This is a genomic window from Arcticibacterium sp. (genome assembly GCF_055134445.1).
In genome coordinates this window covers 18,621-43,288 of record NZ_JBSRVI010000101.1, presented here as the reverse complement: position 1 = coordinate 43,288, position 24,668 = coordinate 18,621, and the positions used below count along the sequence as shown (strand labels likewise).

At 37.7% G+C, this 24,668-nt stretch carries 29 protein-coding genes; 12 read left to right on the top strand and 17 right to left on the bottom strand.

The window, feature by feature from the left end; genetic code table 11:
• Position 1: 1 nt before the first annotated feature.
• From ACTBZY_RS13360 to ACTBZY_RS13325, 8 genes are all read right to left on the bottom strand, one after another.
• On the bottom strand, positions 2-778 hold the full coding sequence (locus ACTBZY_RS13360) for a GNAT family N-acetyltransferase (RefSeq protein WP_463046837.1): 777 nt from the start codon (positions 776-778) through the stop codon (positions 2-4).
• On the bottom strand, positions 775-1,872 hold the full coding sequence (gene murG / locus ACTBZY_RS13355) for an undecaprenyldiphospho-muramoylpentapeptide beta-N-acetylglucosaminyltransferase (protein ID WP_463046836.1): 1,098 nt from the start codon (positions 1,870-1,872) through the stop codon (positions 775-777). Before murG ends, ACTBZY_RS13360 begins: the two co-directional genes overlap by 4 nt.
• Positions 1,869-3,053 (bottom strand): FtsW/RodA/SpoVE family cell cycle protein, encoded by a 1,185-nt coding sequence (locus ACTBZY_RS13350; RefSeq protein ID WP_463046835.1) that lies wholly within the window; start codon positions 3,051-3,053, stop codon positions 1,869-1,871. The genes murG and ACTBZY_RS13350 overlap by 4 nt, the downstream gene beginning before the upstream one ends.
• Positions 3,054-3,239: 186 nt before the next feature.
• Entirely contained in the window at positions 3,240-3,641 is a 402-nt protein-coding gene (gene mscL / locus ACTBZY_RS13345) for a large conductance mechanosensitive channel protein MscL (RefSeq protein WP_463046834.1), read from the bottom strand.
• Positions 3,642-3,670: 29 nt separating this feature from the next.
• Positions 3,671-4,597, bottom strand: coding sequence for a DUF3078 domain-containing protein (locus ACTBZY_RS13340; RefSeq protein ID WP_463046833.1), 927 nt, complete (start codon positions 4,595-4,597; stop codon positions 3,671-3,673).
• 16 nt (positions 4,598-4,613) lie between these two features.
• Positions 4,614-5,444: a mechanosensitive ion channel family protein gene (locus tag ACTBZY_RS13335; RefSeq protein WP_463046832.1), complete on the bottom strand. Its 831-nt coding sequence runs from the start codon at positions 5,442-5,444 to the stop codon at positions 4,614-4,616.
• Entirely contained in the window at positions 5,437-5,643 is a 207-nt protein-coding gene (locus ACTBZY_RS13330) for a hypothetical protein (RefSeq protein ID WP_463046831.1), read from the bottom strand. Before ACTBZY_RS13330 ends, ACTBZY_RS13335 begins: the two co-directional genes overlap by 8 nt.
• A gap of 2 nt (positions 5,644-5,645) precedes the next feature.
• Entirely contained in the window at positions 5,646-6,248 is a 603-nt protein-coding gene (locus ACTBZY_RS13325; RefSeq protein ID WP_463046830.1) for an RNA polymerase sigma factor, read from the bottom strand.
• Positions 6,249-6,470: 222 nt separating this feature from the next.
• Here ACTBZY_RS13325 and ACTBZY_RS13320 point away from each other — a divergent pair, with 222 nt between their 5' ends.
• The gene (locus tag ACTBZY_RS13320) at positions 6,471-6,779 is read left to right on the top strand and encodes an SCP2 sterol-binding domain-containing protein (protein ID WP_463046829.1); all 309 of its coding nucleotides are present in this window, start codon (positions 6,471-6,473) and stop codon (positions 6,777-6,779) included.
• Positions 6,780-6,819: 40 nt separating this feature from the next.
• Entirely contained in the window at positions 6,820-8,622 is a 1,803-nt protein-coding gene (locus tag ACTBZY_RS13315) for an acyl-CoA dehydrogenase (RefSeq protein ID WP_463046828.1), read from the top strand.
• Between the two features lie 26 nt (positions 8,623-8,648).
• On the opposite strand, the gene ACTBZY_RS13310 is transcribed toward ACTBZY_RS13315, so the two are convergent.
• Together ACTBZY_RS13310 and ACTBZY_RS13305 are read right to left on the bottom strand one after the other, a co-directional pair.
• A complete protein-coding gene (locus ACTBZY_RS13310) occupies positions 8,649-9,158 on the bottom strand; it encodes an NADH-quinone oxidoreductase subunit B (RefSeq protein WP_463046827.1) in 510 nt (169 codons plus the stop codon).
• Entirely contained in the window at positions 9,155-9,619 is a 465-nt protein-coding gene (locus ACTBZY_RS13305; RefSeq protein ID WP_463046826.1) for an NADH-quinone oxidoreductase subunit A, read from the bottom strand. The genes ACTBZY_RS13310 and ACTBZY_RS13305 overlap by 4 nt, the downstream gene beginning before the upstream one ends.
• 150 nt (positions 9,620-9,769) lie before the next feature.
• On the opposite strand from ACTBZY_RS13305, the gene ACTBZY_RS13300 reads away from it, so the two are divergent.
• Positions 9,770-10,996: a T9SS type A sorting domain-containing protein gene (locus ACTBZY_RS13300; protein ID WP_463046825.1), complete on the top strand. Its 1,227-nt coding sequence runs from the start codon at positions 9,770-9,772 to the stop codon at positions 10,994-10,996.
• On the opposite strand, the gene ACTBZY_RS13295 is transcribed toward ACTBZY_RS13300, so the two are convergent.
• Positions 10,971-12,455: a sodium:solute symporter gene (locus tag ACTBZY_RS13295; protein ID WP_463046824.1), complete on the bottom strand. Its 1,485-nt coding sequence runs from the start codon at positions 12,453-12,455 to the stop codon at positions 10,971-10,973. The two genes, ACTBZY_RS13300 and ACTBZY_RS13295, sit on opposite strands and share 26 nt — an antisense overlap.
• A gap of 91 nt (positions 12,456-12,546) precedes the next feature.
• Here ACTBZY_RS13295 and ACTBZY_RS13290 point away from each other — a divergent pair, with 91 nt between their 5' ends.
• From ACTBZY_RS13290 to ACTBZY_RS13260, 7 genes are all read left to right on the top strand, one after another.
• On the top strand, positions 12,547-12,840 hold the full coding sequence (locus ACTBZY_RS13290) for an ATP-dependent Clp protease adaptor ClpS (RefSeq protein WP_463046823.1): 294 nt from the start codon (positions 12,547-12,549) through the stop codon (positions 12,838-12,840).
• Between the two features lie 43 nt (positions 12,841-12,883).
• Complete coding sequence (gene recR / locus ACTBZY_RS13285; RefSeq protein ID WP_463046822.1) at positions 12,884-13,495, top strand: recombination mediator RecR; 612 nt, start codon at positions 12,884-12,886, stop codon at positions 13,493-13,495.
• 140 nt (positions 13,496-13,635) lie between these two features.
• Complete coding sequence (locus ACTBZY_RS13280; protein WP_463046821.1) at positions 13,636-14,595, top strand: isopenicillin N synthase family dioxygenase; 960 nt, start codon at positions 13,636-13,638, stop codon at positions 14,593-14,595.
• A gap of 13 nt (positions 14,596-14,608) precedes the next feature.
• A complete protein-coding gene (locus ACTBZY_RS13275; protein WP_463046820.1) occupies positions 14,609-15,166 on the top strand; it encodes a hypothetical protein in 558 nt (185 codons plus the stop codon).
• A gap of 90 nt (positions 15,167-15,256) precedes the next feature.
• Positions 15,257-16,441: a chromate efflux transporter gene (gene chrA, locus ACTBZY_RS13270; RefSeq protein WP_463046819.1), complete on the top strand. Its 1,185-nt coding sequence runs from the start codon at positions 15,257-15,259 to the stop codon at positions 16,439-16,441.
• Positions 16,442-16,492: 51 nt separating this feature from the next.
• A complete protein-coding gene (locus tag ACTBZY_RS13265) occupies positions 16,493-16,885 on the top strand; it encodes a RidA family protein (RefSeq protein WP_463046818.1) in 393 nt (130 codons plus the stop codon).
• 131 nt (positions 16,886-17,016) lie between these two features.
• Entirely contained in the window at positions 17,017-17,238 is a 222-nt protein-coding gene (locus ACTBZY_RS13260) for a PspC domain-containing protein (RefSeq protein ID WP_463046817.1), read from the top strand.
• A gap of 1 nt (position 17,239) precedes the next feature.
• Here ACTBZY_RS13260 and ACTBZY_RS13255 read toward each other — a convergent pair whose 3' ends face one another.
• Positions 17,240-18,454 (bottom strand): NADH-quinone oxidoreductase subunit D, encoded by a 1,215-nt coding sequence (locus tag ACTBZY_RS13255; protein ID WP_463046816.1) that lies wholly within the window; start codon positions 18,452-18,454, stop codon positions 17,240-17,242.
• Between the two features lie 235 nt (positions 18,455-18,689).
• Between ACTBZY_RS13255 and ACTBZY_RS13250 the strand changes: the two genes are divergently transcribed.
• Positions 18,690-19,517 (top strand): aminotransferase class IV, encoded by an 828-nt coding sequence (locus ACTBZY_RS13250; protein WP_463046815.1) that lies wholly within the window; start codon positions 18,690-18,692, stop codon positions 19,515-19,517.
• A 41-nt stretch (positions 19,518-19,558) separates the two neighbouring features.
• Positions 19,559-20,122, top strand: coding sequence for a hypothetical protein (locus ACTBZY_RS13245; protein ID WP_463046814.1), 564 nt, complete (start codon positions 19,559-19,561; stop codon positions 20,120-20,122).
• A 3-nt stretch (positions 20,123-20,125) separates the two neighbouring features.
• Here the strand turns inward: ACTBZY_RS13245 and ACTBZY_RS13240 are convergent, their stop codons facing one another.
• The 5 genes from ACTBZY_RS13240 to ACTBZY_RS13220 all read right to left on the bottom strand — a co-directional run bounded on the left by ACTBZY_RS13240 (position 20,126) and on the right by ACTBZY_RS13220 (position 24,614).
• Positions 20,126-20,761 (bottom strand): hypothetical protein, encoded by a 636-nt coding sequence (locus ACTBZY_RS13240; RefSeq protein ID WP_463046812.1) that lies wholly within the window; start codon positions 20,759-20,761, stop codon positions 20,126-20,128.
• 9 nt (positions 20,762-20,770) lie between these two features.
• Entirely contained in the window at positions 20,771-21,649 is an 879-nt protein-coding gene (locus ACTBZY_RS13235) for a DUF6588 family protein (protein ID WP_463046811.1), read from the bottom strand.
• Positions 21,650-21,857: 208 nt separating this feature from the next.
• A complete protein-coding gene (locus ACTBZY_RS13230) occupies positions 21,858-22,265 on the bottom strand; it encodes a Dabb family protein (protein WP_463046810.1) in 408 nt (135 codons plus the stop codon).
• A gap of 28 nt (positions 22,266-22,293) precedes the next feature.
• Complete coding sequence (gene mgrA, locus ACTBZY_RS13225) at positions 22,294-23,283, bottom strand: L-glyceraldehyde 3-phosphate reductase (protein ID WP_463046809.1); 990 nt, start codon at positions 23,281-23,283, stop codon at positions 22,294-22,296.
• A 116-nt stretch (positions 23,284-23,399) separates the two neighbouring features.
• Positions 23,400-24,614 (bottom strand): DNA polymerase Y family protein, encoded by a 1,215-nt coding sequence (locus tag ACTBZY_RS13220; RefSeq protein WP_463046808.1) that lies wholly within the window; start codon positions 24,612-24,614, stop codon positions 23,400-23,402.
• Positions 24,615-24,668: the final 54 nt, after the last annotated feature.

The following is a 24,668-nucleotide window of genomic DNA, read 5'->3' as shown; positions in this document are numbered from 1 at the left end:
ATTAAAGTTCGTTTAAGAAGTTATTTGGTTCAGTCAGTAATTTAAATCTGTCGGAAGGTTTAGGTTCTAAATCCGAGTTACAGTAAGTTTTCAGAAGCTTTACGTCCGAATTCCACTTGCTCCCATCCCAAAACTCTAATCCTTTATGATCTCTAATTTTATAGAGAGCCGCTGGCTTGTAAGCCGTCCCCAAATAAACATGTTTTAGCTTATTTTCTTGTGCCCAATTTATGGTACGCCACATCATCCATTTGCCTAAAGAGTGACTCTTCATATAATCCGTGTCAAAAAAAGCAAACCAATAATGTAACATGTTATCTGTAAGGCTAATCAATATATAGCCTAGATCTTTTTCTGCGTTTTTAAATTTCAATATATGCGTGCCAATGCTGCTATTAAGAATGTATTGCCATCGTTCTAAAGTCATATTGCTTTCGCCAATTCTCTCAGAGATATATGCTTCGCAAAGTTTTTTAAATGCGGGCTCATTGAGATCGAAATCTGATTTTTTTATCACTTCTAGTTCAACAGCTAAAGGCTCTATTTGACGACATACTCTTCTGTTTTCAGAAGTGTCAGAAAAATTTTCAAGGTTAACTCTTAGACTTCTGGCCAAGTAGAAAGTCTCGCCTTCAAGATCAATATTTCCTGTATAAGGCAAAAATCCTTTATCATAAATAGGGGAAACGTCTTCTTGTCCTTCTCTTAACGCATATATGGCGTAGGAGAAAGTGTAACTACCGTAATCCACATTACTTTCTGAATAAAAAATCTTCATGCTTCTATTATCTTTTGTACTTCGTCTACTATTTCTTTAGCTGCATTTGGTTTAGCAAAGGCGGCGATATTATTTATTAATGCTGTCTGCAGGTCACTATCATTGACAAGTGCGAGACATCTTTTTATCAAGGATTTTTCCACCTCGCTGTCTTTTACAATAAGGGCAGCTCCCAGATTTACAAGGCTCATCGCATTTTTGGTTTGATGATCTTCCGCAGCATTTGGAAAAGGAACAAGTATGGAAGGTTTCGCCGTTAGGCATAGTTCGGAAACAGAAAGAGCACCTGCTCTAGAAATGACCACATCTGCGGCTTTATAAGCCTTGTCCATTTCATAAATGAAATCAGAAACATAGGTGCTCGATTCAGCTTTTTTATGCTCAATCTTGGCGGAAAAACTTTTTCCTGTTTGCCAGATTACTTGCAGGTTTTCATCCAGGAGTTTAGAGATTCCATTTTGAATGGCATTGTTAATACTTCTAGCTCCTTGGCTGCCACCAATGATAAGAATCGTTTTCTTGTCTTTTTTAAGATTGAAGTGGGCCAGAGCGTCTTCTTTAGAAACATTGCTTTTGTATATGTCGTTTCTTACGGGATTGCCCGTAAAAGTGATTTTATCTGCAGGGAAAAATGCCTCCATATTTGGGTAAGCCACACATATCCTCTCTGCCTTTTTGGATAGAAATTTATTGGTAATTCCGGCATAAGAGTTTTGCTCTTGTAAAAAAGTCTTAACCTTTAGAAAGTTTGCCATAAGAAGGGTAGGCCCACTGGCATAACCTCCTACGCCAATTGCTATGTCGGGTTGGAAATCTTTAACCGTTCTTCTAGCTAGTTTAAGGCTTTTTAGGAGTTTTAAAGGAAAACCTAGGTTGGCAATGATGCTGGAACGGTTAATTCCAGCAATGGGTAGCCCTATGATTTTATAACCTGATTTGGGTACTTTTTCCATTTCCATTTTACCCTCTGCACCTACAAAAAGTATCTCAGCATTAGGAAATCTAGCCTTAATTTCGTTTGCAATTGCCACAGCTGGGTAAATGTGCCCGCCTGTGCCTCCTCCGCTGATAATTATTTTGTAAGGTTTACTCATCTTAATTTGTTAGCTGCTTTACTCTCATGATTTTTTGAAACACTCAAGACAATTCCTAATGCTATGGAAGTAAACAATATGGAAGTACCTCCCTTACTTATTAAAGGTAAAGTTTGACCTGTTACGGGACCTAAACCCACATTTATAAACATGTGCGTTAGGGCCTGAAAAACGATACTTAATGTCAGACCAATACTCAAAAGACCACCAAAGGCATGTGTCGTATTTTCAATGTTTTTAAAGCCTCGTGCTAAGAGCCAGAGATAAAGACATAAAATAAACATACCTCCAATAAGCCCATATTCTTCAATGATAATGGCATAAATAAAGTCGGAATAAGATTCTGCCATACCATGTTTAATGGCACTTTTCCCAGGCCCCACACCTAAAATCCCGCCTCTGGCTACTGCTGCTAATGCTTGGTCTTGCTGTATGCTGTTACTGCCTACCAATCCACCAATCATGTTGTTGCGGTCCAAGTCGGTTCCGATAAATGCTTCAACCCTGTCAATTACAGTTTGTGTTCTACCAAAGTCTTTGCCGAAAACGGCTTTAGATAAAAGCCCCGCAGAAAAGGCAAAAACGAGTCCTAAAAAAACTGATCCTGTAAGCCTGAAAATGTATTTACGAGGTACCCGACCAATGATCATAATCATAAGGCAGGTTATTCCAAGAATAACAGAGGTAGAGAAACTGGATATCGCCAATAAAGCACAAAGAACCCCACACCAAATAATAATCGGCCAAAGGTCTTTGACATTATTTAGCGTATTCTGTTTTCTGGCCAGCATGGCAGAAAGGTTGGTTATTAACACTAGACGTACCAAATCTGAAGTTTGGAATGTCCAGCCAAAAAGTGAAATCCATCTTTTAGCTCCACCCACTTCTTTTCCCGAAGAGAGTGTGTAAATAAGAATTAAGGGTGTGAGCCAAAGTAAAATTTTAGCCAATGGGGCTAGGTTAATGAAGTCGAATCTATGAACAAAGTAGGTGATGAAAAAACCAAATGCAACTAGAAATGTATGCTTTAAAAGTATCATTTCTGTGGTACCCGATGTTCTATATGCCAAAGCAGAAATAGAACTGTATACTGCAGCAATTCCGAAAAAAGACAAGAATATAATGATAACCCATATCTGCATGTCTCCTTGCAGATGGTCCTTAAGTTTGAACCTATTCATAGCACGTATTATTAAGAAAGCTTTGTATTGATCTAATTATCAGTGGATAATTAAATAACTGTTATTCAAAATTACATTTTCTAAGGTGGGTTCAAAAGATATTTTCATAATTTAATTATCCCCAAAAGAGAAAAAGGGAGAAACCTCTCGATTCTCCCTTTTTCTACCAATGTGATCTTTAAAAAATCACTTTTTTAAAGCATCTCTTATTTCTTTCAAAATGTCTAGTTCAGATGGACCAGCCGGAGCCGCTATAGGTGCAGGATCTTTTGTTTTGTTATAAGCTTTTACAATGACAAAAAGAACTATACCGACCGTGATAAGATTAATAATGCTGTTGATCCAGATACCATAATTAATAGCGTTTTCAGGAGTTGAAACTGTACCATCTGCGGCTACGATAGCTGGATCTAAAACCACTTTTAGGTCGGCAAAATCAAGTCCGCCGGCAAAGTGTCCTACTATGGGCATCATGATGTTTCCTACAAAGCCACTGACTACAAGGCCAACCGCCCCCGCCAGGATTACAGCAACTGCAAGGTCAATGACATTACCTGTCATGATGAAATTTTTGAATTCTTTAAGCATTTTTTTATGATTTTTAGGGTTAAAAAAAATTATAGGGCAAGTGAGAAACCTGCTGATAAGCCTTGGCTAAGTTGAAATTTATCAACTTGGTCTTTATCATAGATTCCTATCAGTGAGAAATTTACGTTAAAATACTTACCTATCTTAGAAGTTGCTATTAAATTAATGTTATGGTCAATAGGTTTAGATTCGGGAGCGTATGCTACAAATGCTTGATACCGCCATTTAAGATTGAAATTTTCGGTAATGTTTTTGTCAAATGCCGCAACAGCCTGAACGCCAAATTCATTAAGGATATTCTTGCCTCTATCTACGCCATATGCTCTATAAATCTCATTGTCATTTTTGTCTAGAACTAGAATTTCTTTATTTTCTCTTACCTCATCATTGAATAATAAGGTTTGACGCACTGTGGCACCGCCTAACTGTACTGTAAAAAATGGTTTAGGTACCCATTCCACACCAATGCCTTCTGAAAGAAAAGCTGGAGCAAAAATATTAGATATTAGGTTTCCTCTAGAGCCGTCCTCGTTAAAATCATATCCACCAGAAATTTGGCTTAAAAGATTTACACCAGCAAACCAGTTGAATTTTGGATTTATTTTTTTTGCATACTTACTTTCTGCAAAAAGTCTATCCACACTTTTTCTTAGATCTAAGCCTTTGTTTCTTAAAAAGCCGAATTGAAATTGTATGTCGTTAGTCCAGACACCAGTGCCTTTATGCTTTACTGCAAGATTGTTGAAAAGTAAACCTACGGCAAAGTTATTTACGCCGCCACCCTGCCAGCTGTTATTGAAAGAAGCTTGAGAGAAGTTAACTGCTAATTGGGTGTTTCTGTCCCACCAACCAACTCTTAATGAGTCTTCTAAATTTTTCATTACAATGGGCTCTTGGGCTGCGGCTCCAAATGCCATGATACTTAAGAAAAGGATACTAAGAATACTTTGTTTCATTTTGAAAATCTGGGGATTATTGATTGTGTATTGTTACTTTTTCAGTTTGCAAAACTCTTAAAGGGAAAACAGTTTTAGTCTCACCACTTTTTAAGGTTATGGATGTATTATCCACACTTATTACTTCACCTTTTATACCATCAATTTCAATGACTTGACCTTCTGCGTATTTGTTTCTGGAATAAAAGGAACTTATAATATTGAGCAATATTTCTTTGGAGGCAAATCCGTAACCTATTGAAAAGGCTAAAATGATTCCAGCAATTAGAATATTAAAACTACTTTCTAAAAGAGTCGTATTTATGCCAGCTTGACCTAGTGCAGCTATAATCGTTATTACTAAAAGGAAGAAGAAAACGCCTGAACCTATTAATTTGCCAGAGGCTATATTAAAAGATTCACAAATACCCACTACAAAAGATTTGACGGCATCTGCCAACAGAAGACCCGCAAAAATCATAATAGAAGCTGAAATTACTTTAGGGATATAATCCACCAGCATCACAAACATGTTTGAGATGGCAGGCACTCCCAAAGTTTGTGCTGCTTGTATTAGGAAAACTATTAATATGAAATAGTAAACCACTACAGAAATAACTTTGCTCAGCTTAATATCTAAGTCAAACTTCTTGATGGCATCTATGTTGTTTATTTTTTCTCCGAGCTTATCTAGTCCAATTTTGGAAAAGACGTTTCTTAAAACAGTACTAGCAATTTTTGCGGTAAGCCAGCCTATTAGAAGTACTACGATGGCACCTATGAGGTTAGAAGTGAATTCTCCAAATTGTACAATAAGGTTTTGGAAAGTCGAAAATAGGATGTCCTTTATATTAGGTAGTTTATTCATTATTATTTTTATGACTAGTGCTGTTAGATTCTAATTCTTGAAGCATTGCTGCTCCTATTTTAAAAGGTTCGCCTATAAACATGTTGACCAAGACCATTGCTTCCCTAATAATGTCAATCTCAGAAACTAACTGATTTTTGACTTTCTCAGAGCCCTCAAATAAAAGTTCTTTATTAATGTCGAAATTATTTTTCTCCATTTCTATTTTTTTAAGAGTAGCAATACTTTAAGAACCACAAGGCTAAACAAAGCTAGATGCTCAAGATAGAGTCTTTTCATTTTTTCCTTTGTTCTTAGAAGCCTCATTTTTGTGGCACTTTCAGAAAGTTCAAAGGTTTCAGAGATCTCCTTAATGCTGAAATTGTCTTGATATTTCATTAATAACATGGCCTTTTCTTGAGGAGAAATTTGTTCTAAGCTTTTATGTAAACCTTCCGTTTTCATGCCTAGAAGCTCGGTGTCCATCTCTTCTTCTACAAATTCCATTTTATCATCCCATGCTTCTTCTCTGGCTTTTTTCTCTTTTCTGATGTTATCCATACAGTAATTATAGGTGATGGAATATAACCAAGTAGAGAATTTGGCGTTTTCTTTAAACGTACCAATCTTAGTGATCACCTTCAAAAAAACATCATGAGCGAGGTCTTCAGCTTTTGCGGAATCTCCCGTAAAAGAGAAACATTTTCTATAGACCTTGTCGGAATATCTATCGTATATTTTCTCAAAATAAATGTTGTTTTGAGAGGAAATATAGTTCCTGACAAGCTCTTCATCTTTCATCTTTTCTACTAGTGGACTCTGCATTTAAGACTATGTTCTTTAAAAAAGTAACTTAAAAATCAGGAAATTTTTAGGGTTGGTGCAATAAATGCAAATATCCAAAAAATATTACGCTCAGTATTATCGACAAGGATAAATAAATGTAATTGTATATAAGATAGGGATTAAGGCTTTGGTTAAAGCACATTTTTAATAGAACCCAAAAGTCGAAATGGTTATATTTGTAGAAAAAACAACAACAAACTAATGAACGCAAAAGAATTTCTACAAAGGATACCCACAAAAGTAAATGCGGAAGAAAATAAGGATTTGAACACTGCCCTGCATTTTGATTTTAATGAGGAGAAATATACGCTATCTGTTAAAAATGGAGTCGCTGAATTTTCGGAAGGATTGGTAGGCGAAGCAGAAGTAACTTTAAAAGCTAAAGCCGATGACTTTGCTAAAATAGCTTCTGGTGAAATGAATCCTATGACGGCTATGATGTTTGGAAAATTGAAAGTCTCAAACCCAGGAGCCATGATGAAATATGCCAAAATGCTAGGTTTCATGTAAAATCAACTTTCTTCATCAATAATTAAAACCCTACAAAAAAATGGCTGAAAAATATTTCGACCGAAAAACATTGAATTTTATTCTGGAGCAAGTGCATGCAGGGTCTTCCCTAACTTCTTTACCATATTTTGAGGATCACGATAGCGAAACTTTCAAAATGGTACTGGATACCGCGGAGCACATCGGCGATACTATCATGTTCCCAAACCTTAAGGCGGTCGATAAGGGCCAGCCGGAATTGGTGAATGGTGAAGTGAAAGTGCATTCATCTGTTGGAGATTATCTTAAGGCCGTGGGAGAAGCAGGAATTTTGGCATCTGATTTTTCTTATGAGGACGGAGGTTCACAGCTGCCCTTAACGGTTTCTAGTTTGGTGGGTTTTACCCTGATAGCCGCTAATAATGGTATGCTATATAGTGGACTTACTACCGGCTCCGCGAGGTTAATTACAACTTTTGGTACACAAGATCTAAAGGAAAGGTATGCGTCTAAAATGCTTGATGGTACTTTTCAAGGCACCATGTGTTTGACAGAGCCTCAGGCAGGTTCCTCTTTATCGGACATTAACGCCTTTGCTACCAGAAATGATGATGGTACTTTTAACCTTACTGGCCAGAAGATATTTATCTCAGCGGGAGATCATAACTTTTGTGAAAATGTAGTGCATTTGGTTATTGCAAGAATTAAAGGAGCACCCTCCGGCTCAAAAGGTATCTCTCTTTTTGTGGTACCTAAGATTTTACCCAATGGAGAGCTTAATGACGTTACCAACGTTGGTATTTTTCATAAATTAGGTCAGAAGGGAGTGCCCGCTATGCATCTGGGGTTTGGAGATAAGAGCAACAATTGCGTAGCGTATCTCATTGGAGAGGAGAACAAAGGCTTAAGTTACATGTTTCAAATGATGAATGAAGCTAGAATAGGTGTTGGGATAACGGGAGCGGCTATAGCTTCTGCCGCTTATCAAGCATCATTAGAATATGCTAAGGAAAGGCCTCAAAGTAGAAGGTTAAATGAAAAGTCGGAGATAGAAACGCCACAGGTATATATTATGCAGCATCCAGATGTGAGGAGAATGCTGTTTTTTCAAAAGGCCGTGGTAGAAGGATCAATGTCTCTTCTTACAGAAGTGTCTAAGTATCATGATTTATCTCACCATGCCGAGAGCCAAGAAGAGAAAATGAAGTATCATTTACTCTTGGAGCTTTTAACACCAGTAGCTAAGACATACCCTTGTGAAGCCGGCATGAAATCCATATCTGAGGCCGTGCAAGTTTTTGGTGGTTATGGTTTTACAGAGGATTTTCCTGTAGAACAGTATTATAGAGATATTAGAATTACTTCTATTTATGAAGGAACTACTGGTATACAGTCTTTAGATTTATTAGGAAGAAAAGTGCTTATGGCAAATGGTAAGGTCATGCAGCTTTTAGCCGAAGAGATGAGTCTTACCATTCAAGAGGCCAGTGGAAATGATGAGCTTAAAAGGTATGCTAAAAAACTAGGGGTTTCTATAAAAGAACTTACGGAGGTTACCCAGCATCTTATGAAAGTAGCGGGCAGCGGAGATGTGGAGCAGTTTCTTTCTGATGCCACCTTATATATGGAATTATTTAGTTTAGTAAGTATTGCTTGGCAGTGGCTTAAGATGGGTAACGCCGCAGCTTCTGGTTTAGAACACGTAGGTTCCAATAATGAAGAAAAGGCATTTCTGAATAGTAAAATTCAAACGATGAAGTTCTTTTATCATTACGAACTCCCTAAAACAGCAGGTTTTATTACGCGGTTAAAAGACCCAGAAGTAATTACTGTTTTAAGGAATGAAGAAGAAGTAGTATTTTAGAAAATATACTTTTAAAGGTGAAATGCTTATTCCTTTATGGAGGCTAGGCTTTCACCTTTTATTTTATCTTGTAGTTTTAAAATTCCTCCTATTAAAGCTTCGGGTCTAGGTGGGCATCCTGGAACATACACATCCACTGGGATTATCCTGTCAACACCTTTTACTACGTGATAGCCATGCTCCCAATATGGACCACCGCAGTTAGAACAGCTACCCATAGAAATTACATATTTGGGTTCCGCCATTTGCTCATATAACCTTTTAATTCTATCAGCCATTTTAAAGGTAACCGTTCCAGAAATTATGATAAGGTCAGACTGCCTTGGAGAGTTCCTTGGGAAAATCCCAAAACGTTCTAAATCGTAGTTTGAAGCCATGGAAGCCATCATTTCAATGGCACAGCAGGCCAATCCAAAGCCTAAAGGCCAAAGAGAGTTAGCTCTTGCCCAATTGGCTAGCTCGTCAAGGTTGGTCAATATGACTTCGCCCTGACCATCTTTTATTCTATCGCTATTTTCTAGGGAATCAAAATTCATTTGTACTTCTCGTTAATAGATTCATAAGCCGACATTGGGATTTTAGGTTCGAAGTCGGACTTTTTAAAAGAGGAACTAACCCAGTCCAAATGTCCTTCCTTCCAAGCATAAACCAAGCCCAAAGTCAGTAGAAATATGAAAATAAACATTTCACTAATGGCATACCAAGCCCATTTGCCTGAAGTTTCTATGATAAGATCAACATTACCAAAAACGGTAGCCCAAGGGAAAAGTAAGACTAACTCTACCTCGAAAAGCAGAAATATAATGGCTACAACATAAAAGCGAATATTGAAACTTACCAGAGCAGAACCCTCAACATCTTCGCCAGATTCATAGGTGCTTAACTTTTCTGGGTTCGGTTTGTCTGGTCTTAAAAACTTAGCTACCCGCAAAAGCACGGAGACCATTAGAAATGCCCCGAGAATAAAAAGGAAGATAAATGTGAAGTTTTGAGCCATAGTTAATTCTTAAATTGCAAACCTATGTTATTTAATTTAAAAATGTAACATAAGGTTTCTTAAGGATTGAAATATTTGGAATTAAATTTGTACTAATTCAGGTAAAATTACCGTATTTATATAGATTCATGTTTAGTTTTATAGTCGGACATGTTAAATAAGATATTCATTTTGATTCTGGGATTGACCATTTTTAAAGGTTTTGGTCAGGATAGTGCTATACCCGAACCGGTGATTTGCCATGCTGATGAACGAGATGCTTTTACTCAGAGTATAGATCTTTCCTTTGAGCAGTCTAGAAGGGCTTCAACAAGTGACATTATAGTTCAATACACTGATTTTCCGAATGAAGCCAAACAGGCTTTTGAAAAGGCCGTTAGCATCTGGGAAAGTACATTGATTTCAAAACAACCCATTAGAATAAATGCCGTTTGGGAAAACATAGAGGGAACCACCTTGGCTTTTTCCGGTGCTACAAGAATTTATAGAAACACCGATAATGTGCCGTATAGGGATGTATGGTATGTAGGGCCATTGGCTGAAGCCATTTCTGGGAAAGACTTAAATAATGGCGATTTTGACATCAATGTTACGCTTAATAGTAATACGAACTGGTCTTACAGTACAGATGGCTCTACGTTTTCTGGTCGGTTTGATATGGTTACGGTAGTGATGCATGAAATTGCTCATGGTCTAGGCTTTTCCTCCTCTATGAAGCTCATTAATGACAATTCTGAAGGACAATGGGGACAATCAGGCTTCCCGTATATATATGATATGTTTATTCGAAACGAGAATGGTTTGGTTGTGGTTGAAAAAAAGAATTTTCAGAATCCATCTTTGGAATTAAAAAATCAAATGATTAGCAATAGTTTAATTTTCAATGTCTCAAACAGAAATTATAATGGACGAAAGCCGCAAATATTTTGTCCTGACCCTTACAAAGAAGGAGCCAGTTTGTCTCATATAGACTTTAGGGAAGGTTCTGGTTCTTCATTGATGTCTCCCGCTATAAAATCTTCATTCGCTATATATTCACCGGGGAATGAGATTTTAACGATGTTAAATGAAATAGGGTGGCCTGTTAATAACCTTGAGACGGTGAACGTTTTGGCGAATGAGCCTGAACCCAAAATTTTAGTTTTTCCAAACCCCAGTATGGGAAGTTTGGCTATAGCCATGCCGGAGAGCTTAAGTTCTGAGAACACTGAAGTTATAATTCTAGATAACCTAGGGCGTGTTTTTGACTCCTTCATTAAAAATACCCATATGGAGAGAACGTTTTATTTCTCCATAGATAATCTCCCTGCGGGTCACTATTTCTTAAAGATTAATTCCGAGAAAGGTAGTATTACAAAGCAGTTGGTGAAGTTGTAGCTTTTCTGAAAATGAAAAGGCCTGCTACCGTCAAAATACCATTCAATAATAAATTCTCAAATCCAAACCTATAGGAAGTCTGCGTTTCTATGAGGTTCACCAATGCGTAAGTTAGTATGGGTGCTGCAATACATACATAAGGCACAAACTTGTCTTTTACACCTTGTTTCGTATAAATTCCATAAGCAAATAAGCCTAATAAAGGCCCATAGGTATAACTCGCAATCTGGTAAACCGCCGAAATTACATCCGTGCTGTTAAGAGCATTGAAAATTAAGATAACCACAAAGAAGAGAAGAGAAAAGCCAATATGAGTGATGTTCTTGAGCTTTTTCCTTTCGGTTTCTGGTCTTCCCTCAAAATTCAAAAAGTCAATACAGAAAGCTGTAGTAAGTGCGGTTAAAGCAGAATCTGAACTGGCGTAGGTGGCTGCTGTAATTCCAATCAAAAACATAACGGCCACTAAAGTTCCTCCAATTCCGAAGTCGATTCCTCCAAAGTGTTGGAGGGCCATCATAGGGTAGAGATCATCTGTTTTAGCAGGTATACTCAGTCCTTTCTGCTCTGCATAAATATACATTAATGCACCAAGTGTAAGGAACATAAGATTAACAAATACCAGAACCACGGTAAACCAAAGCATGTTTTTCTTGGCTTCACCGATGTCTTTACAGACCAAATTCTTTTGCATAAGGTCTTGGTCTAGACCCGTCATTACTATGGCAATTAGGGCTCCCGAGAAGAACTGTTTAAAGAAATTTTGTGGGTCAGACCAGCCACCTTCAAAAAAGAAAATGTCGGAATAGGAGTTTGATGAAACCGTGTGGAGCATTTCCCCAAAACCCAAGCCCATTTCTGACGTAATGAGATAAATAGTGAGTGCAACAGCAGAAACCAAAAAGGTGGTTTGCAGCGTATCTGTGATGACAATTGTTTTTATTCCACCTTTAAAAGTATAAATCCAAATAAGGGCAATCGTAATTAACACAGAAAGCCAAAATGGAACACCTAGTGGGTCGTAAATGACTATTTGAAGAACCTGAGCAGCTATATAAAGTCTTACTGCAGAGCCTAAGGTTCTACTCAATAAGAAAAATGCCGAACCCGTTTTGTAGGACCAGAAGCCGAAACGCTTTTCTAAATAAGTATAAATTGAAATTAGGTTTAGCCTATAATAGATGGGCATAAGAACGGTGGCTATGAATAAATATCCTAGGGTAAAGCCCAGCACCATTTGGAAATAGGAGAAGTCTTTAGTGCCAACAGCTCCAGGAACAGAAATAAAGGTTACACCAGATAAAGACGTGCCTATCATTCCAAAAGCCACTAAATACCAAGGAACATCCTTATTTGCATTAAAAAAAGAGTTGGTATCAGCTCCTTTAGAGGTTTTTATAGAAATTAATACTAGTACAGTAAAGTAAACTAAGAGAATGGTTATGGCTAATCCTGGGCTCATAAAATTGGATTGGTTATTCAGAAAGGCTCAAAGATAAGCATTAGAAAACAGCTTTTTTTGATATTTTTGTATCGCTTTAAATGACCAAAGAATGAATCCAGAAGAAAGTCCTCAGATAGAAGTAATTGAACAAGTAGACGAAGTCATAGAAAGTGTTAAGCTTTGGAGTCTTGTGGTATTTAATGATGATGTAAATACTTTTGACCATGTGATAGACACGTTGATGGATGTTTGTGGCCATGAAGGCACGCAGGCAGAACAGTGTGCTATGATCATTCACCTTAAAGGAAAGTGTGCCGTAAATTCAGGTGAATATGATGAACTGGTAAGCCAGCGAAACGAAATCTGTAGAAGAGGGATTTCTGCCGAAGTCATGATAAAATGATAGGATTTTTTTAAAGCATTAGAAATGCTCATAAATATAAATTGTGAATTACCCTTCCAAATTAATTGAAAATGCCATAACAGAAATCTCTAAGTTACCTGGCATTGGTAAGAAATCTGCTTTAAGGCTGGCACTGCATTTATTGAAAGCGGATGAGTCAAAGACTATGAGCCTTTCACAGGCACTTATAGATTTAAGAACTAAAACGACCTACTGCCGAAGTTGTCATAACATTGCTGACGCTGAAATATGCCAAATATGTAACTCAATCAATAGAGACCAAGAGCTTATCTGTGTAGTACAGGATACAAGAGATGTATTGGCTATTGAAAATACGGCTCAATACCAAGGCCTCTATCATGTTTTAGGTGGTATAATTTCCCCTATTGCTGGAATCGGCCCAAATGATTTAAATATAGATTCTTTGGTGAATAGGATATCGGAAAACGGAGGAGTGAAAGAGGTGATTTTAGCACTGTCTCCTACCATGGAAGGGGATACTACTGCTTTTTATATTCAAAAAAAACTTTCAGACTTTGACCTTCAGATTAGTACCATAGCCAGGGGTATACCAATAGGTGGAGATTTGGAATATGCCGACGAAATAACTTTAGGAAGAAGTATAGCCAGTAGAACCAGAAGTGATGTGAAATAGTTTGAGGACATCATCAGGTAAAGCATGTGCACCGTTAATGCAAGGAATACTTCGGAAATATAATGAGATAGATAAGCTGTTGTTATATTGACTTTAGTCTTATTTATGACGTACTTTTGAGCTAATAAATATCTACAAAAATGTCTCAACAAACACTTTTAGATACAATACCTTCGGTAGATTTAGCCGAATTCGTTTCAGGTGATGCTACACTTAAAAGCAAATTTGTAAGTGAGTTAGGAGCAGCCTTTACCAATATAGGTTTTGTAGCACTAAAGAATCATGGACTTTCAGAGGATCTAAGAGAAAAACTTTATGCTGCCGTGCAGCGTTTTTTTTATCAAGAAGATAGTTTAAAAACCAAATACGAATTTCCTGAATTAGCCGGTCAAAGGGGTTATATAGGAAAGAATAAAGAAACAGCAAAAGGCTTTAAAAAGCCCGATCTAAAGGAGTTTTATCATGTAGGTCAGCTAAATCCTCGTGAAGATATGGCTGAGAATGTTTTCCCCGCTGAGGTTCCTGATTTTGAGGAATTTACCAAAGAAACCTTCAAAATATTTGAAAATACTGGACGAACGCTTTTGAAAGCGATTGCGATTTATTTAGAGCTTCCAGAAGATTATTTCGAGGCAAAGGTTTATCAAGGAGACAGTATTTTGAGAGCTTTGCATTATTTTCCAATAGAAAATCCAGAACTATTAGAAGAAGGTGCTGTAAGAGCTGCCGCCCATGGAGATATCAATTTGATAACACTTTTGATGGGAGCCTCTGCAGACGGTCTTCAAGTATTAAGAGCAGATGGAGAGTGGATTGCGGTTACTGCTCTACCTGACCAAATTGTGATAAATGTGGGTGATATGTTAGACCGACTCACTAATCATAAATTAAAATCGACGATTCATAGAGTGGTGAATCCACCTGTGGAAAAAATGAAGACTTCTAGATTTTCGATACCGTTTTTTATGCACCCGCGTGCAGAAATGGATTTAACCTCTTTGGAGTCGTGTATAACTGCTGAGCATCCGAAAGTATATGTAGATATGACGGCCGGCGAGTTTTTAGAAGAAAGATTAAGAGAATTAGGACTGAAAAAATAAATATAATAAACAAATGAAAAAAGTAATCTTAGCCATGTTTGTGGCATCCGCCATGATGTCTTGTAACTCATCTTCCTCTGAAAGTACAGAAACTACGGAAGATGTGTCAGAAGCTACGGCATATAATTTTAATTTGGCCAAAACCAAACTTACTTGGACTGCCTTTAAAACGCCAGACAAAGTGGGTGTTCCTGGTTCCTTTGATGAAATTAGCCTTTCTGGAAACTCTTTCACGATCAATACTAAAACAGTAAATACTGGTAATGAGCCTCGTGATGCTAAATTAGTGGAGTTTTTCTTTAATAACTTAAGCGATTCTTTAATTACGGGTTCTTACGGAGCGGCCGCAGACGGTAAAATTCCGGTTACGCTTAAAATGAATGGCATTGAAAAAACCTTCAGTTTCGCCATTGCGGAAAATGACACTGCGACTATCGTATCTGGAAGTATAGATATTCTTGGAGATTTTAGTGGAAATGCTGCCTTAGAGCGTATTAGTGAGGCATGTAAAGAACTTCACTTGAATAAGACATGGTCTGATGTTAGCCTTCAAGTAGTTGAGATGAAATAAGATTTTAGTCATAATGTCTTTATAAAAAATAAATCGGTGTTTACGCCGATTTATTTTTTGTTAGATTGTGCTCTTATTCAGATTAATAATTTGATAACGACTCGTCAATTACGCAATTTGGTCTTCTTAAAGGAAGTGCTCTTAATAGCATTGACGGGGTTTGGTGGGCCTAATGTTCACCTCACTATGTTTATCAAATTCTTTGTTTTAAAGCGGAGGTACCTGACAGAAGCCGAGCTGATGGAGCTTCAGGCTTTATGCCAAATTTTACCGGGGCCTACTTCTACACAGACCATAACGGCTATAGGTTTTAAACTTGGCGGGCCGGTTTTAGCTTTACTTACCTTGTTTATTTGGATTCTTCCAGCGAGTCTTATTATGGCTTTGGCGGCACTAGGGGTGTCTTTTGTAGACAAAGACCTACTTTTAAAGATGACTCGGTTTATAAAGCCGATGGGAGTTTCTTTTATTTTTTATGCCGCTTATGTTATCGGCAGAAAAGTAATCCATTCTAGAACCAGCTGGGTATTGATGGTTTTGGGGGCAGGAATGGCGTTTTTATATCGGTCTCCTTATATCACGCCAGCATTGATTTTATTAGGTGGCGTAGTTTCTTCTTTCAAATTTGAGCAGCTAGAAAAGTTTGATAAAAACCCTATCAAAATTCATTGGCGAAATTTTATTTTATGGGCAGGTATTTTTGTTATTTCTATTGCGGCAGGGTCTATTACCCAAAGTTTGCCCATTAGGCTTTTTGAAAACTTTTATAGAAATGGGAGCTTGGCCTTTGGTGGAGGTCATATTATGAAACCGTTATTGTATAATGAGTTTGTGGAGTTTAAACACTATTTGTCTGCAGACGAATTTCTATCTGGTATCGCCATAGCCGAATTGGTTCCAGGCCCAACGTTTTCCATTGCTACTTTTGTCGGCTCTCTTTCTATGAGAGAATGGGGTGTAAGCGGTCAAATGTTAGGAGCGGGCATAGCATCATTGGGCATTTTCTTGCCGGGTATTTTAATGATTTTCTTTGTTATCAGGTTTTGGGATCAGCTTAAACAGTATCGCGTTGTAAGGGCTTCCTTGGAAGGAATTAATGCATCCAGTACGGGTCTAACCATAGCTGCTGGTATCTCTTTGTTTGAGCCTATGGCAGATTCTATGCTGTCCGTATGGACTATACTTTTAACTTTCATTATTCTGATTGGCACTAAAATACCCTCTTATTTAATAATTATAGGCGGTTTAATCTTGGGTTTAATTGTAAATATTTAATTTAGAATCTCTTATTCTTGTTAACAATCTTATTTTAAAAGAATTGCTTCTATGAAAAGGAAAAACTTGGTTTCTGGTACGCTATGGGAAGAAAGAATTGGATATTCTAGAGGAGTTAGGATAAACAACATTATTGAAATAAGTGGTACGGTTTCAGTCACAAGCAGTGGTGAAATAGTGGGGGAGGCTGATCCGTATTTACAAACTCGTTTTATTTTAATGCGAATTCAAAATGCCATTGAGCAGCTAGGTGGTTCCTTGGAGGATGTCATTAGAACCAGAATATATGTCCATGACATTTCAAATTGGGAGAAAATAGCTAAGGCTCATTCTGAGTTTTTTGGAGAAATTAAACCCTGTAATAGTCTGGTAGAAGTAAGTAAAATGATTGACGAAGCTTATCTCGTAGAGATTGAGGCAAGTGCCGTTTTAGTCAACGATTAAAAGAAAGATATACTTTGATTTTTTGGTAGAATATGGAGAACTATATATTTTAAGTTTCTAAATCTTCCATAAATAATTTCAAAAGGATTACTTTAGTACGTTATTTGCTGTATAAAAGTCAAAGACACTTCATGGAAAAAGTGAAATACATATTGGAAGGTAGGCTATTCGGAGTCTGTGCTAAAATGGGTGAAAGACTTAGTTTTTCTGCCAGTAGCATAAGATTATATTTTATTTACGCCTCTTTCTTTACTTTGGGCTCGCCCATTATCATTTATATGGTTTTGGCATTTTGGATGGAAGTAAGAAAGCATCTAAGAAGACACCAAAATCCAAGTGTTTGGGAGTTATAGATTATCGGTCTACTTCTCCCATAACTACATCTATAGATCCCACTATAGCTACTAGGTCGGCTATCATGGTTCCTCTAGCTAATTCTGGTAGGATAGAAAGATTGTTAAACGAGCATGCTCTCACTTTAGCTCTTTCCGGAATATCTGATTTCCCATTTGTTTTAAAGAAGAATCCTAGCTCACCTTTTGGGTTTTCAGCTCTGCAATAAAAATCCATGGCTTTTGGTCTTATTTTTTTTGGTACCAAAGCTTGCGGGTCAAAACTCCTCTCACGTTTGTGTTCTTTGGTCAGTTTTTCTAGACACTGTTCGATAATCTTGACAGATTCAGAACATTCCAATACCCTTACATTGTTTCTGTCCCAGCAGTCGCCTATGCTGCCCATCTCTCCTTTTCCTACTGGAATATCAAAATCAATTTCGGGATAAACGGAATAAGCATCTACTCTTCTTAAATCATATTTTAAACCACTACCTCTTAAAACTGGCCCTGTACAACCGTAGTTTACTGCCATTTGAAGGGGAAGTACGCCTAGGTTGGCTGTTCTTTTAATGAAAATATGATTATCAATAATGATTTGACGAAGTTCTACTAGTTTGGGTTTTAGATATTTAACAAACTCCGCACACTTTTCTTCAAAACCCACAGGTAAATCATAAAAAAGACCTCCAATCCAGATATAATTGTAAAGCATTCTAGCTCCTGAAACCCATTCTAACATTCGCATGATGGTTTCTCGGTCTCTAAAGAGCCAAAGAAATGGGGTAGCGGCACCAATATCTAAACCATAGGTGCCTATGGCTATAAAATGGGATGCCAGTCTGTTTAATTCAGCTACTAAAACACGAATGTATTCTACTCTTTTAGGAATGTCGTTTTCAATGCCTAACATTTTTTCAATGCCCATGGCCCAAGCGTGCTCGGAGTTCATGGCTGCCACATAATCTAGCCTGTCCACATATGGAATAGCTTGATTAAAAGGGACAGATTCGGCGTGTTTTTCAAAACATCTATGTAGATACCCCATATGAGGTACCACATCTTTAATGACTTCTCCCTCTGTGACTACCTCTAGTCTCAATACCCCGTGAGTGGAAGGGTGCTGAGGACCAATATTGATAATCATTTCTTCACTTTTTAAGTCTGAGGCCGTGTATTTGACAGGCTCAGAAAGTGTAAGATGCTCTGGTTTGTATTTGTATTGAACTTTTGACATTTCTGAAGGTAAAGTTAGGAATGAAAAAGTCAGGTGCTATTATTTTTTTGTAAATATGACAGGCCTCATTTAAGATTGGTTGCTTTCTCTTGAGTTTGGAGCAAAAGCCATTGTTGAAGTAATTTTGGTTTTTATATGAAAAAAGCTTTCGTGCTGTTAAACAATGCAGCATTCCAGTTGAAATTCATGTTAATTTATAGTTATTGGGTTACTAAATTTAAAGTGTTCGGCGGGTATGATAAGAAATTACAGTTGGTATAATGGACAGATAATGCTTTCCGACGAAGTGAGCATAAGTGCAAATGACTTGGGGCTATTAAGAGGGTATGGTCTTTTTGATTATTTCAGAACTTATAATAGAAAACCTTTTCAATGGGATTGGTACTGGCAGCGATTTAGTAATTCCGCTAAAATATTAAAGATTCCCTTAAATATTACACAAGAAGAAGTAGCGGAAATATTAGTGGAATTAACCATGCTTTCGGAGCATAAAGAGATAGCCTTTCGTTTTCTGCTAACTGGAGGAGATGCCCCAGATAGCTCCACCATGATAAAGCCTAATTTACTGATCAGATCAGAGGCTATTTCTGAGGTCTCTGCGGAAACTTATGAGAAAGGTATTTCAATCATTACGCATAGCTACGCTAGGGATATGCCAGAGTTGAAATCTACAGATTATAAAAGAGTGCTGTCTCTTCAGGAGCACTTGAAAGAAGTGGGAGCTTCGGATGTTTTATATCATACAGACGAGGTAATTACGGAAATGAGTAGGAGCAATGTGTTTTTGGTAAAAAACGGAAAGATCAAAACGCCTAAAGTGGGTATTTTAAAGGGGATTACTCGCAGAACTACCATGGAGCTGGTTAAACCAGATTTTGAAATAGAAGAATCGGATATTTTAGTATCTGAGCTTTATGAGGCTGACGAAGTTTTTACCACTTCTACGAATAAAAAGATATTGGCCGTTTCAAAGATTGATGGAAAGGAGATTGGCAATGGTTTGGCAGGGTCAGTGAGTAAAGAATTATTAAAACGATTTGAAGATTTTACCGAAAACTGGTAAGAAATAAAATCTTTTTTAAATCCGAGGCGTTTATTTAACCAATGCACGAAATAGAACCATACCATAACTGGCAAAAATATTATCAAGCGGAGAAAGATATGCGTTCCCCTTTCTTTGGGAGGGAATATAGCATTTATTATGAAAATGATGTTTATGGTTATTATATAGACCCAAGGTGGGATGAAATAGGCTCTGAAACGCTTTATATTAAACTACTATATACAGATTACGCAAGAAATGTGGCGGTACTAGAGCTTTTTGGTGAATGGAATGACACGCTTCATAACGATATCATGTATCTGAAAAGGAATGTGATTGACAGGCTGTTGAAAAACGGCATTGATAAGTTTATTCTGATTGCAGAAAACCTTTTTCAATTTCATGGTGGGGATCAAGACTATTATGAAGAGTGGTTTGAAGAAGTGGAAGGGGGCTGGGTAAGCATTATTAACGCACCAGATTTTATTCTTTCCGAAATGCAGAAATACAGATTGGATTATTATCTGAATTTTGGGGGCACGTTGCAGTTTGAAAACTGGCGAACATTGAAACCTAGCAGGTTGTTTGAACTGGTTCAGGCATTAATGCAACGGAGGCTGGGATAAACATTAAAAGATACATTTTTCCTGAGCAAGGCCTATCGGAACTTCTTCGCAGGTTTCATAAGTAACGTCAATGATGACATTTAACTTAATATCTGCTATAAAGGCTCCCTCATAAGCTATGCCATTCATCTCCATGGTATATACTCGGTCATTGGAGTAGCCATCTATGTCTGATCTGTCTACAAGTACATCCGTAAGAAAGGCTTTTACCTTTTCAGCACCTTTAGAGTTTAACCATTTGTCAACCGCCCAACGACTAAGCCCAGCTACGGTTTGAGTGACGGGAGCCTCACCTGACTTTGATAGGAAAACTGTTCTACCGATGGTGGTTCCGTTGTTTACATAAATTCTATAATCGAGTGAGGTTGCTTTACTGGCAGGGTTTAAATTAACACCAATGTTGACATTCTTTATGTCTACCCGTTTTATGATAAAGTCATCCGCTAAGTCTAAGTCTAAGATTTGCCTAATGATTTCGTTACCTTTAATGCTAGAGCTTTCATTGAACTCACCGGCTTTTGTAAGGGTAAATGGGAAGGACTGATTTACGGTAGTGACATATTTGAATTTCCCTCGTTCTAAACAACCAGATAAAAGAATTGATGTCACTAAAATTAAGGCAATTGATTTAAATTTCATGTTATTAAATTAAAATGAAAGTCCGACATGTGCCGAAACTACCGTTGGTTGTAAAAGAGATACTTCGGCATTTATGAGTAAAACAGAGAGTTTAAGACCAGCTCCAATTCCACCTACTAGCTTGTTTCTGTTTTTCAAGCTAAGGTTAAATTGAGAAGTTAAATCTTGGCTACCTTCATATTCAAAATCTGCGTCCAATTTCCCGCTTTGAAAACCTACAAAACCATAGTATTGATAAAATTTAGCCTGTCTACCCACATGCAAACTGGCCCTTTGGGTAACAAAATCAAAGTAATTGTTCATGCCTAGTTTCTGAAAGGCATAGTTTAGGACTACGAAGTCGTTTTGATTTTTCAAGAAGTATCTTCCTAAGTTATGCTGTAAACCAACTCCCAGCCACTTGAAGGTGTCATCACTCTCTTTTACTTTATATTGAGCAAATCTGAAACTTAGGCTTGAACCAACAATATTCCCGATGGTGATTTGAGGAGCCACTAATGGGATAAATCGGCTACCTGAGCCAGGGACGTAAGTATTTGCAGAGCCATTTTCATTTTCTTTGACCACGGTTTCTGATGGACCAACAATAGTTGGTACTTGAAAACCGAGTGCACGCCCTTCCGAGTCTATGGGTTCAAACGTTCTGAGTTTATCATTAATGAAATAAGATCTGTTTCCAATAAGCTTAATGGTGAAGTGAAAACCACTGTCTAATGGCATTCTATCTATATGGCCTGTATTAAGTCCTGCTGTAAGAACATCGGCAAGGGGTTGAAAATAGGAAACTTGATTTTGCCCTTCATATGCCTTAAGGAGGTCATCAAAGTTTTGAGCTTCTATCTTAAGCGAAAGACAAAGTACGAGCAGAAGAGCTAGTGTTTTTTTCATCTTAATATCATGGTTAGCCTTTAGACTTCGCAGATTTTTATGGGAAAATGCGAGCTTAAAAATGTAGGATAATTAAGATACAAAAAAAACTTATAAAGTCAAATGATTGATGTATAGTTTATTAGGTATGGGTCTGTTCTTTTTAGCACTTGGTGTGGTAAAAAAAAGACGGCTTTTCTCATAAGAGATACACCGTCTTTTGTCGATTTTAAGGTACTGAGTCGTATATCTTAACGGTGCTCCATAAATGACTATAGTCTTCTACAAATTTTAAGTGGATAGGGTCAACCTGATACATTTCTTCTTCTTCCATATTCTTAAAGAAACACATCCAACTCACTGCGTAGTCTTTTACTATCACCTCTCTGTCTGTAGCTGCAGGGAAGCCGATATAGTGCTGCTGTATAGTTTCTACTTCAGCTAGTTTATTTAAACCTTCTACCAATTTGGCTCTATCCTCTATGCTATCTGGATTATTAAGATAGAAAAAAACGTGGTGGATAAAAGGGTTTTCTATAGCTGGGCTTTCTATCGTTACTGTTTCTGTTACTTCTTCCGCTGCTGGTGTGCATGAAAAAGCGAATGCCAAGACTAAAAGAGATAAGATTGATTTCATATGTTTTGTTTTAAATTATAAGTGTATTTTATTTTAATATTTTTTCAATTTGAGTTAACTCATCAGCTGAGAAAACTTTATTATCTAAAGCACCTAAAGAGTTTTCTAGTTGAGAAACACGGCTAGCACCTATAAGAACCGTGGTTACTCTCTCATCTTTTAATAACCAAGCTATGGCCATTTGAGCAAGAGATTGTCCACGACCTTCGGCTAGGTCGTTTAGTTTTTGAATTTTACCAATAACCGTTTCGTTAAGTTCGTCTTTTTGCAAAAAGCCGTGGTCTAATGCCGCACGAGAACCTTCAGGAATTCCTTTTAGGTATTTATTGGTTAAAAGCCCTTGAGCCAAAGGCGAAAACGGAATACATCCTACACCGTTATCACCCAATACATCCATAAGACCTTGCTCTGCATCACGCACAAACATGCTGTATTTAGGTTGGTGAATAAGGCATGGCGTACCTAAGTCTTTCAAAATAGTTAGAGCTTCTGTAGTTTGCTCTGGGTTATAATTACTAAGACCAGCATATAATGCTTTTCCAGAACGAACTATACTGTCTAGTGCTCCCATGGTTTCTTCCATTGGGGTGTCTGGGTCTGGACGGTGAGAGTAAAAAATATCTACATATTCTAAGCCCATTCTTTTAAGGCTCTGGTCGCAACTAGAGATTAGATATTTTCTAGAACCCCACTCTCCATAAGGACCTGGCCACATGTGGTAACCCGCTTTAGAAGAAATGATGAGCTCGTCTCTATAGGGTAAAAAGTCTTTTTTCAGTATTGCACCAAAGTTTTCTTCTGCAGAGCCAGGAGGTGGACCGTAATTGTTGGCTAGGTCAAAATGCGTGATACCGGAGTCAAATGCCGTTCTTAGAATAGCTCGGTAGGTTTCGTAGGTATCTACGCCACCGAAATTATGCCATAGGCCCAGAGATATCTCTGGTAATCTTATGCCGCTTTTACCGCACCTGCGATACTCCATTTTATCATATCTCGCTGGATTTGCTACGTATGTCATTTAGGGTAGTTATTTATTATTGATTGAGAAAATTATGCTAAGGTAATAAGCTCTTTTCAGGTCTGCTTTATTTTCTTGACCAAATATGAGATTTTGGTGATATGCACATCCTCTTTTTATTGCGTGCGATGTGCCAGTACGATGGGCGGTTCTCCATTAAAAGGGTTCATCATGCTTCCTATGCTTTTGGCTCCAAAAGTAGATGCTCTCATTACGCTTCTGGCACCAAAACGGTCACGCACTTTATCCATGCCTTCATAGAGGTTAGCTGTTTTCCTACTGTCTTCAAAAAGGCTCATTTGGTAGCTCCCTTGAGTAATGTCGCTAAACTTTACGCCTACCAAACGTACCAATAGTCTGCGGCTGTAAAGGTTTTCAAAAAGCTCTAATACTTTGGGTATCATGACATGATCTGCAGAAGAGTAGGGTATTCTTACTTGTTTAGAATAAGTGTTAAAATCTGAGTAACGAACTTTTACGCCTATGCAGGCTGCTATTTTTCCTGCTCGCCTGAGCTGATAAGTAAGATGCTCTGCCATGGCTTCAATAAGTGTGCGGAGCTTATGAATATCTGTGGTGTCTCTGCCAAAAGTCCGTTCGTTAGAAATGGATTTTCTTTCATGATATTCGACCACAGGACTGTTATCTATGCCATTTGATTTTTCCCAGATAGTATGACCATTTTTCCCTAATACAGATTCCATCATTTCTAAAGGCATCTCTTGCACAGTATGTACTTTTTTGATGCCTAGGTTGCAGAGTGTTTGGTAAGTTTTGTCACCCACCATAGGTATTTTTTTGATAGATAATGGAGCTAAAAATCCTTTTTCAGTACCAAGAACTACGTTTAGTTTATTATTGGGCTTGGCTTCTCCTGTGGCTACTTTAGAAACGGTTTTATTCATAGAAAGTCCAAAAGATATGGGCAGGCCACTCTCTCTCATAATTCTTTCACGAAGTTCTAAGGAGAATTGATAACAACCGAAATGCTTATCCATTCCGCTGAGGTCTGCATAGAATTCGTCTACACTGGCTTTTTCTAAAATGGGCACGCGTTCTTTGAGTATATCTGTCACTATTTTAGAATGTTCGGTATAGACGCCGGCGTTTCCTTTGATAACAATGGCCTCCGGCATAAGCATACGAGCCATTTTCATGGGCATACCAGAGTGAATCCCATAAGGGCGAACTTCATAGCTAGCCGCAGACACCACCCCTCGGTCTCCTGTGCCACCTATGAGTATGGGTTTGTTATCTAGACTGCTGTCTATTTTGCGTTCCACAGACACAAAAAAGGTATCTAAGTCCATATGTAATATGGTTCTGCTCATTATTGATATTCAGGATGTTATTCCCGTATTTAAGGATATGTATTCACTCGGTTT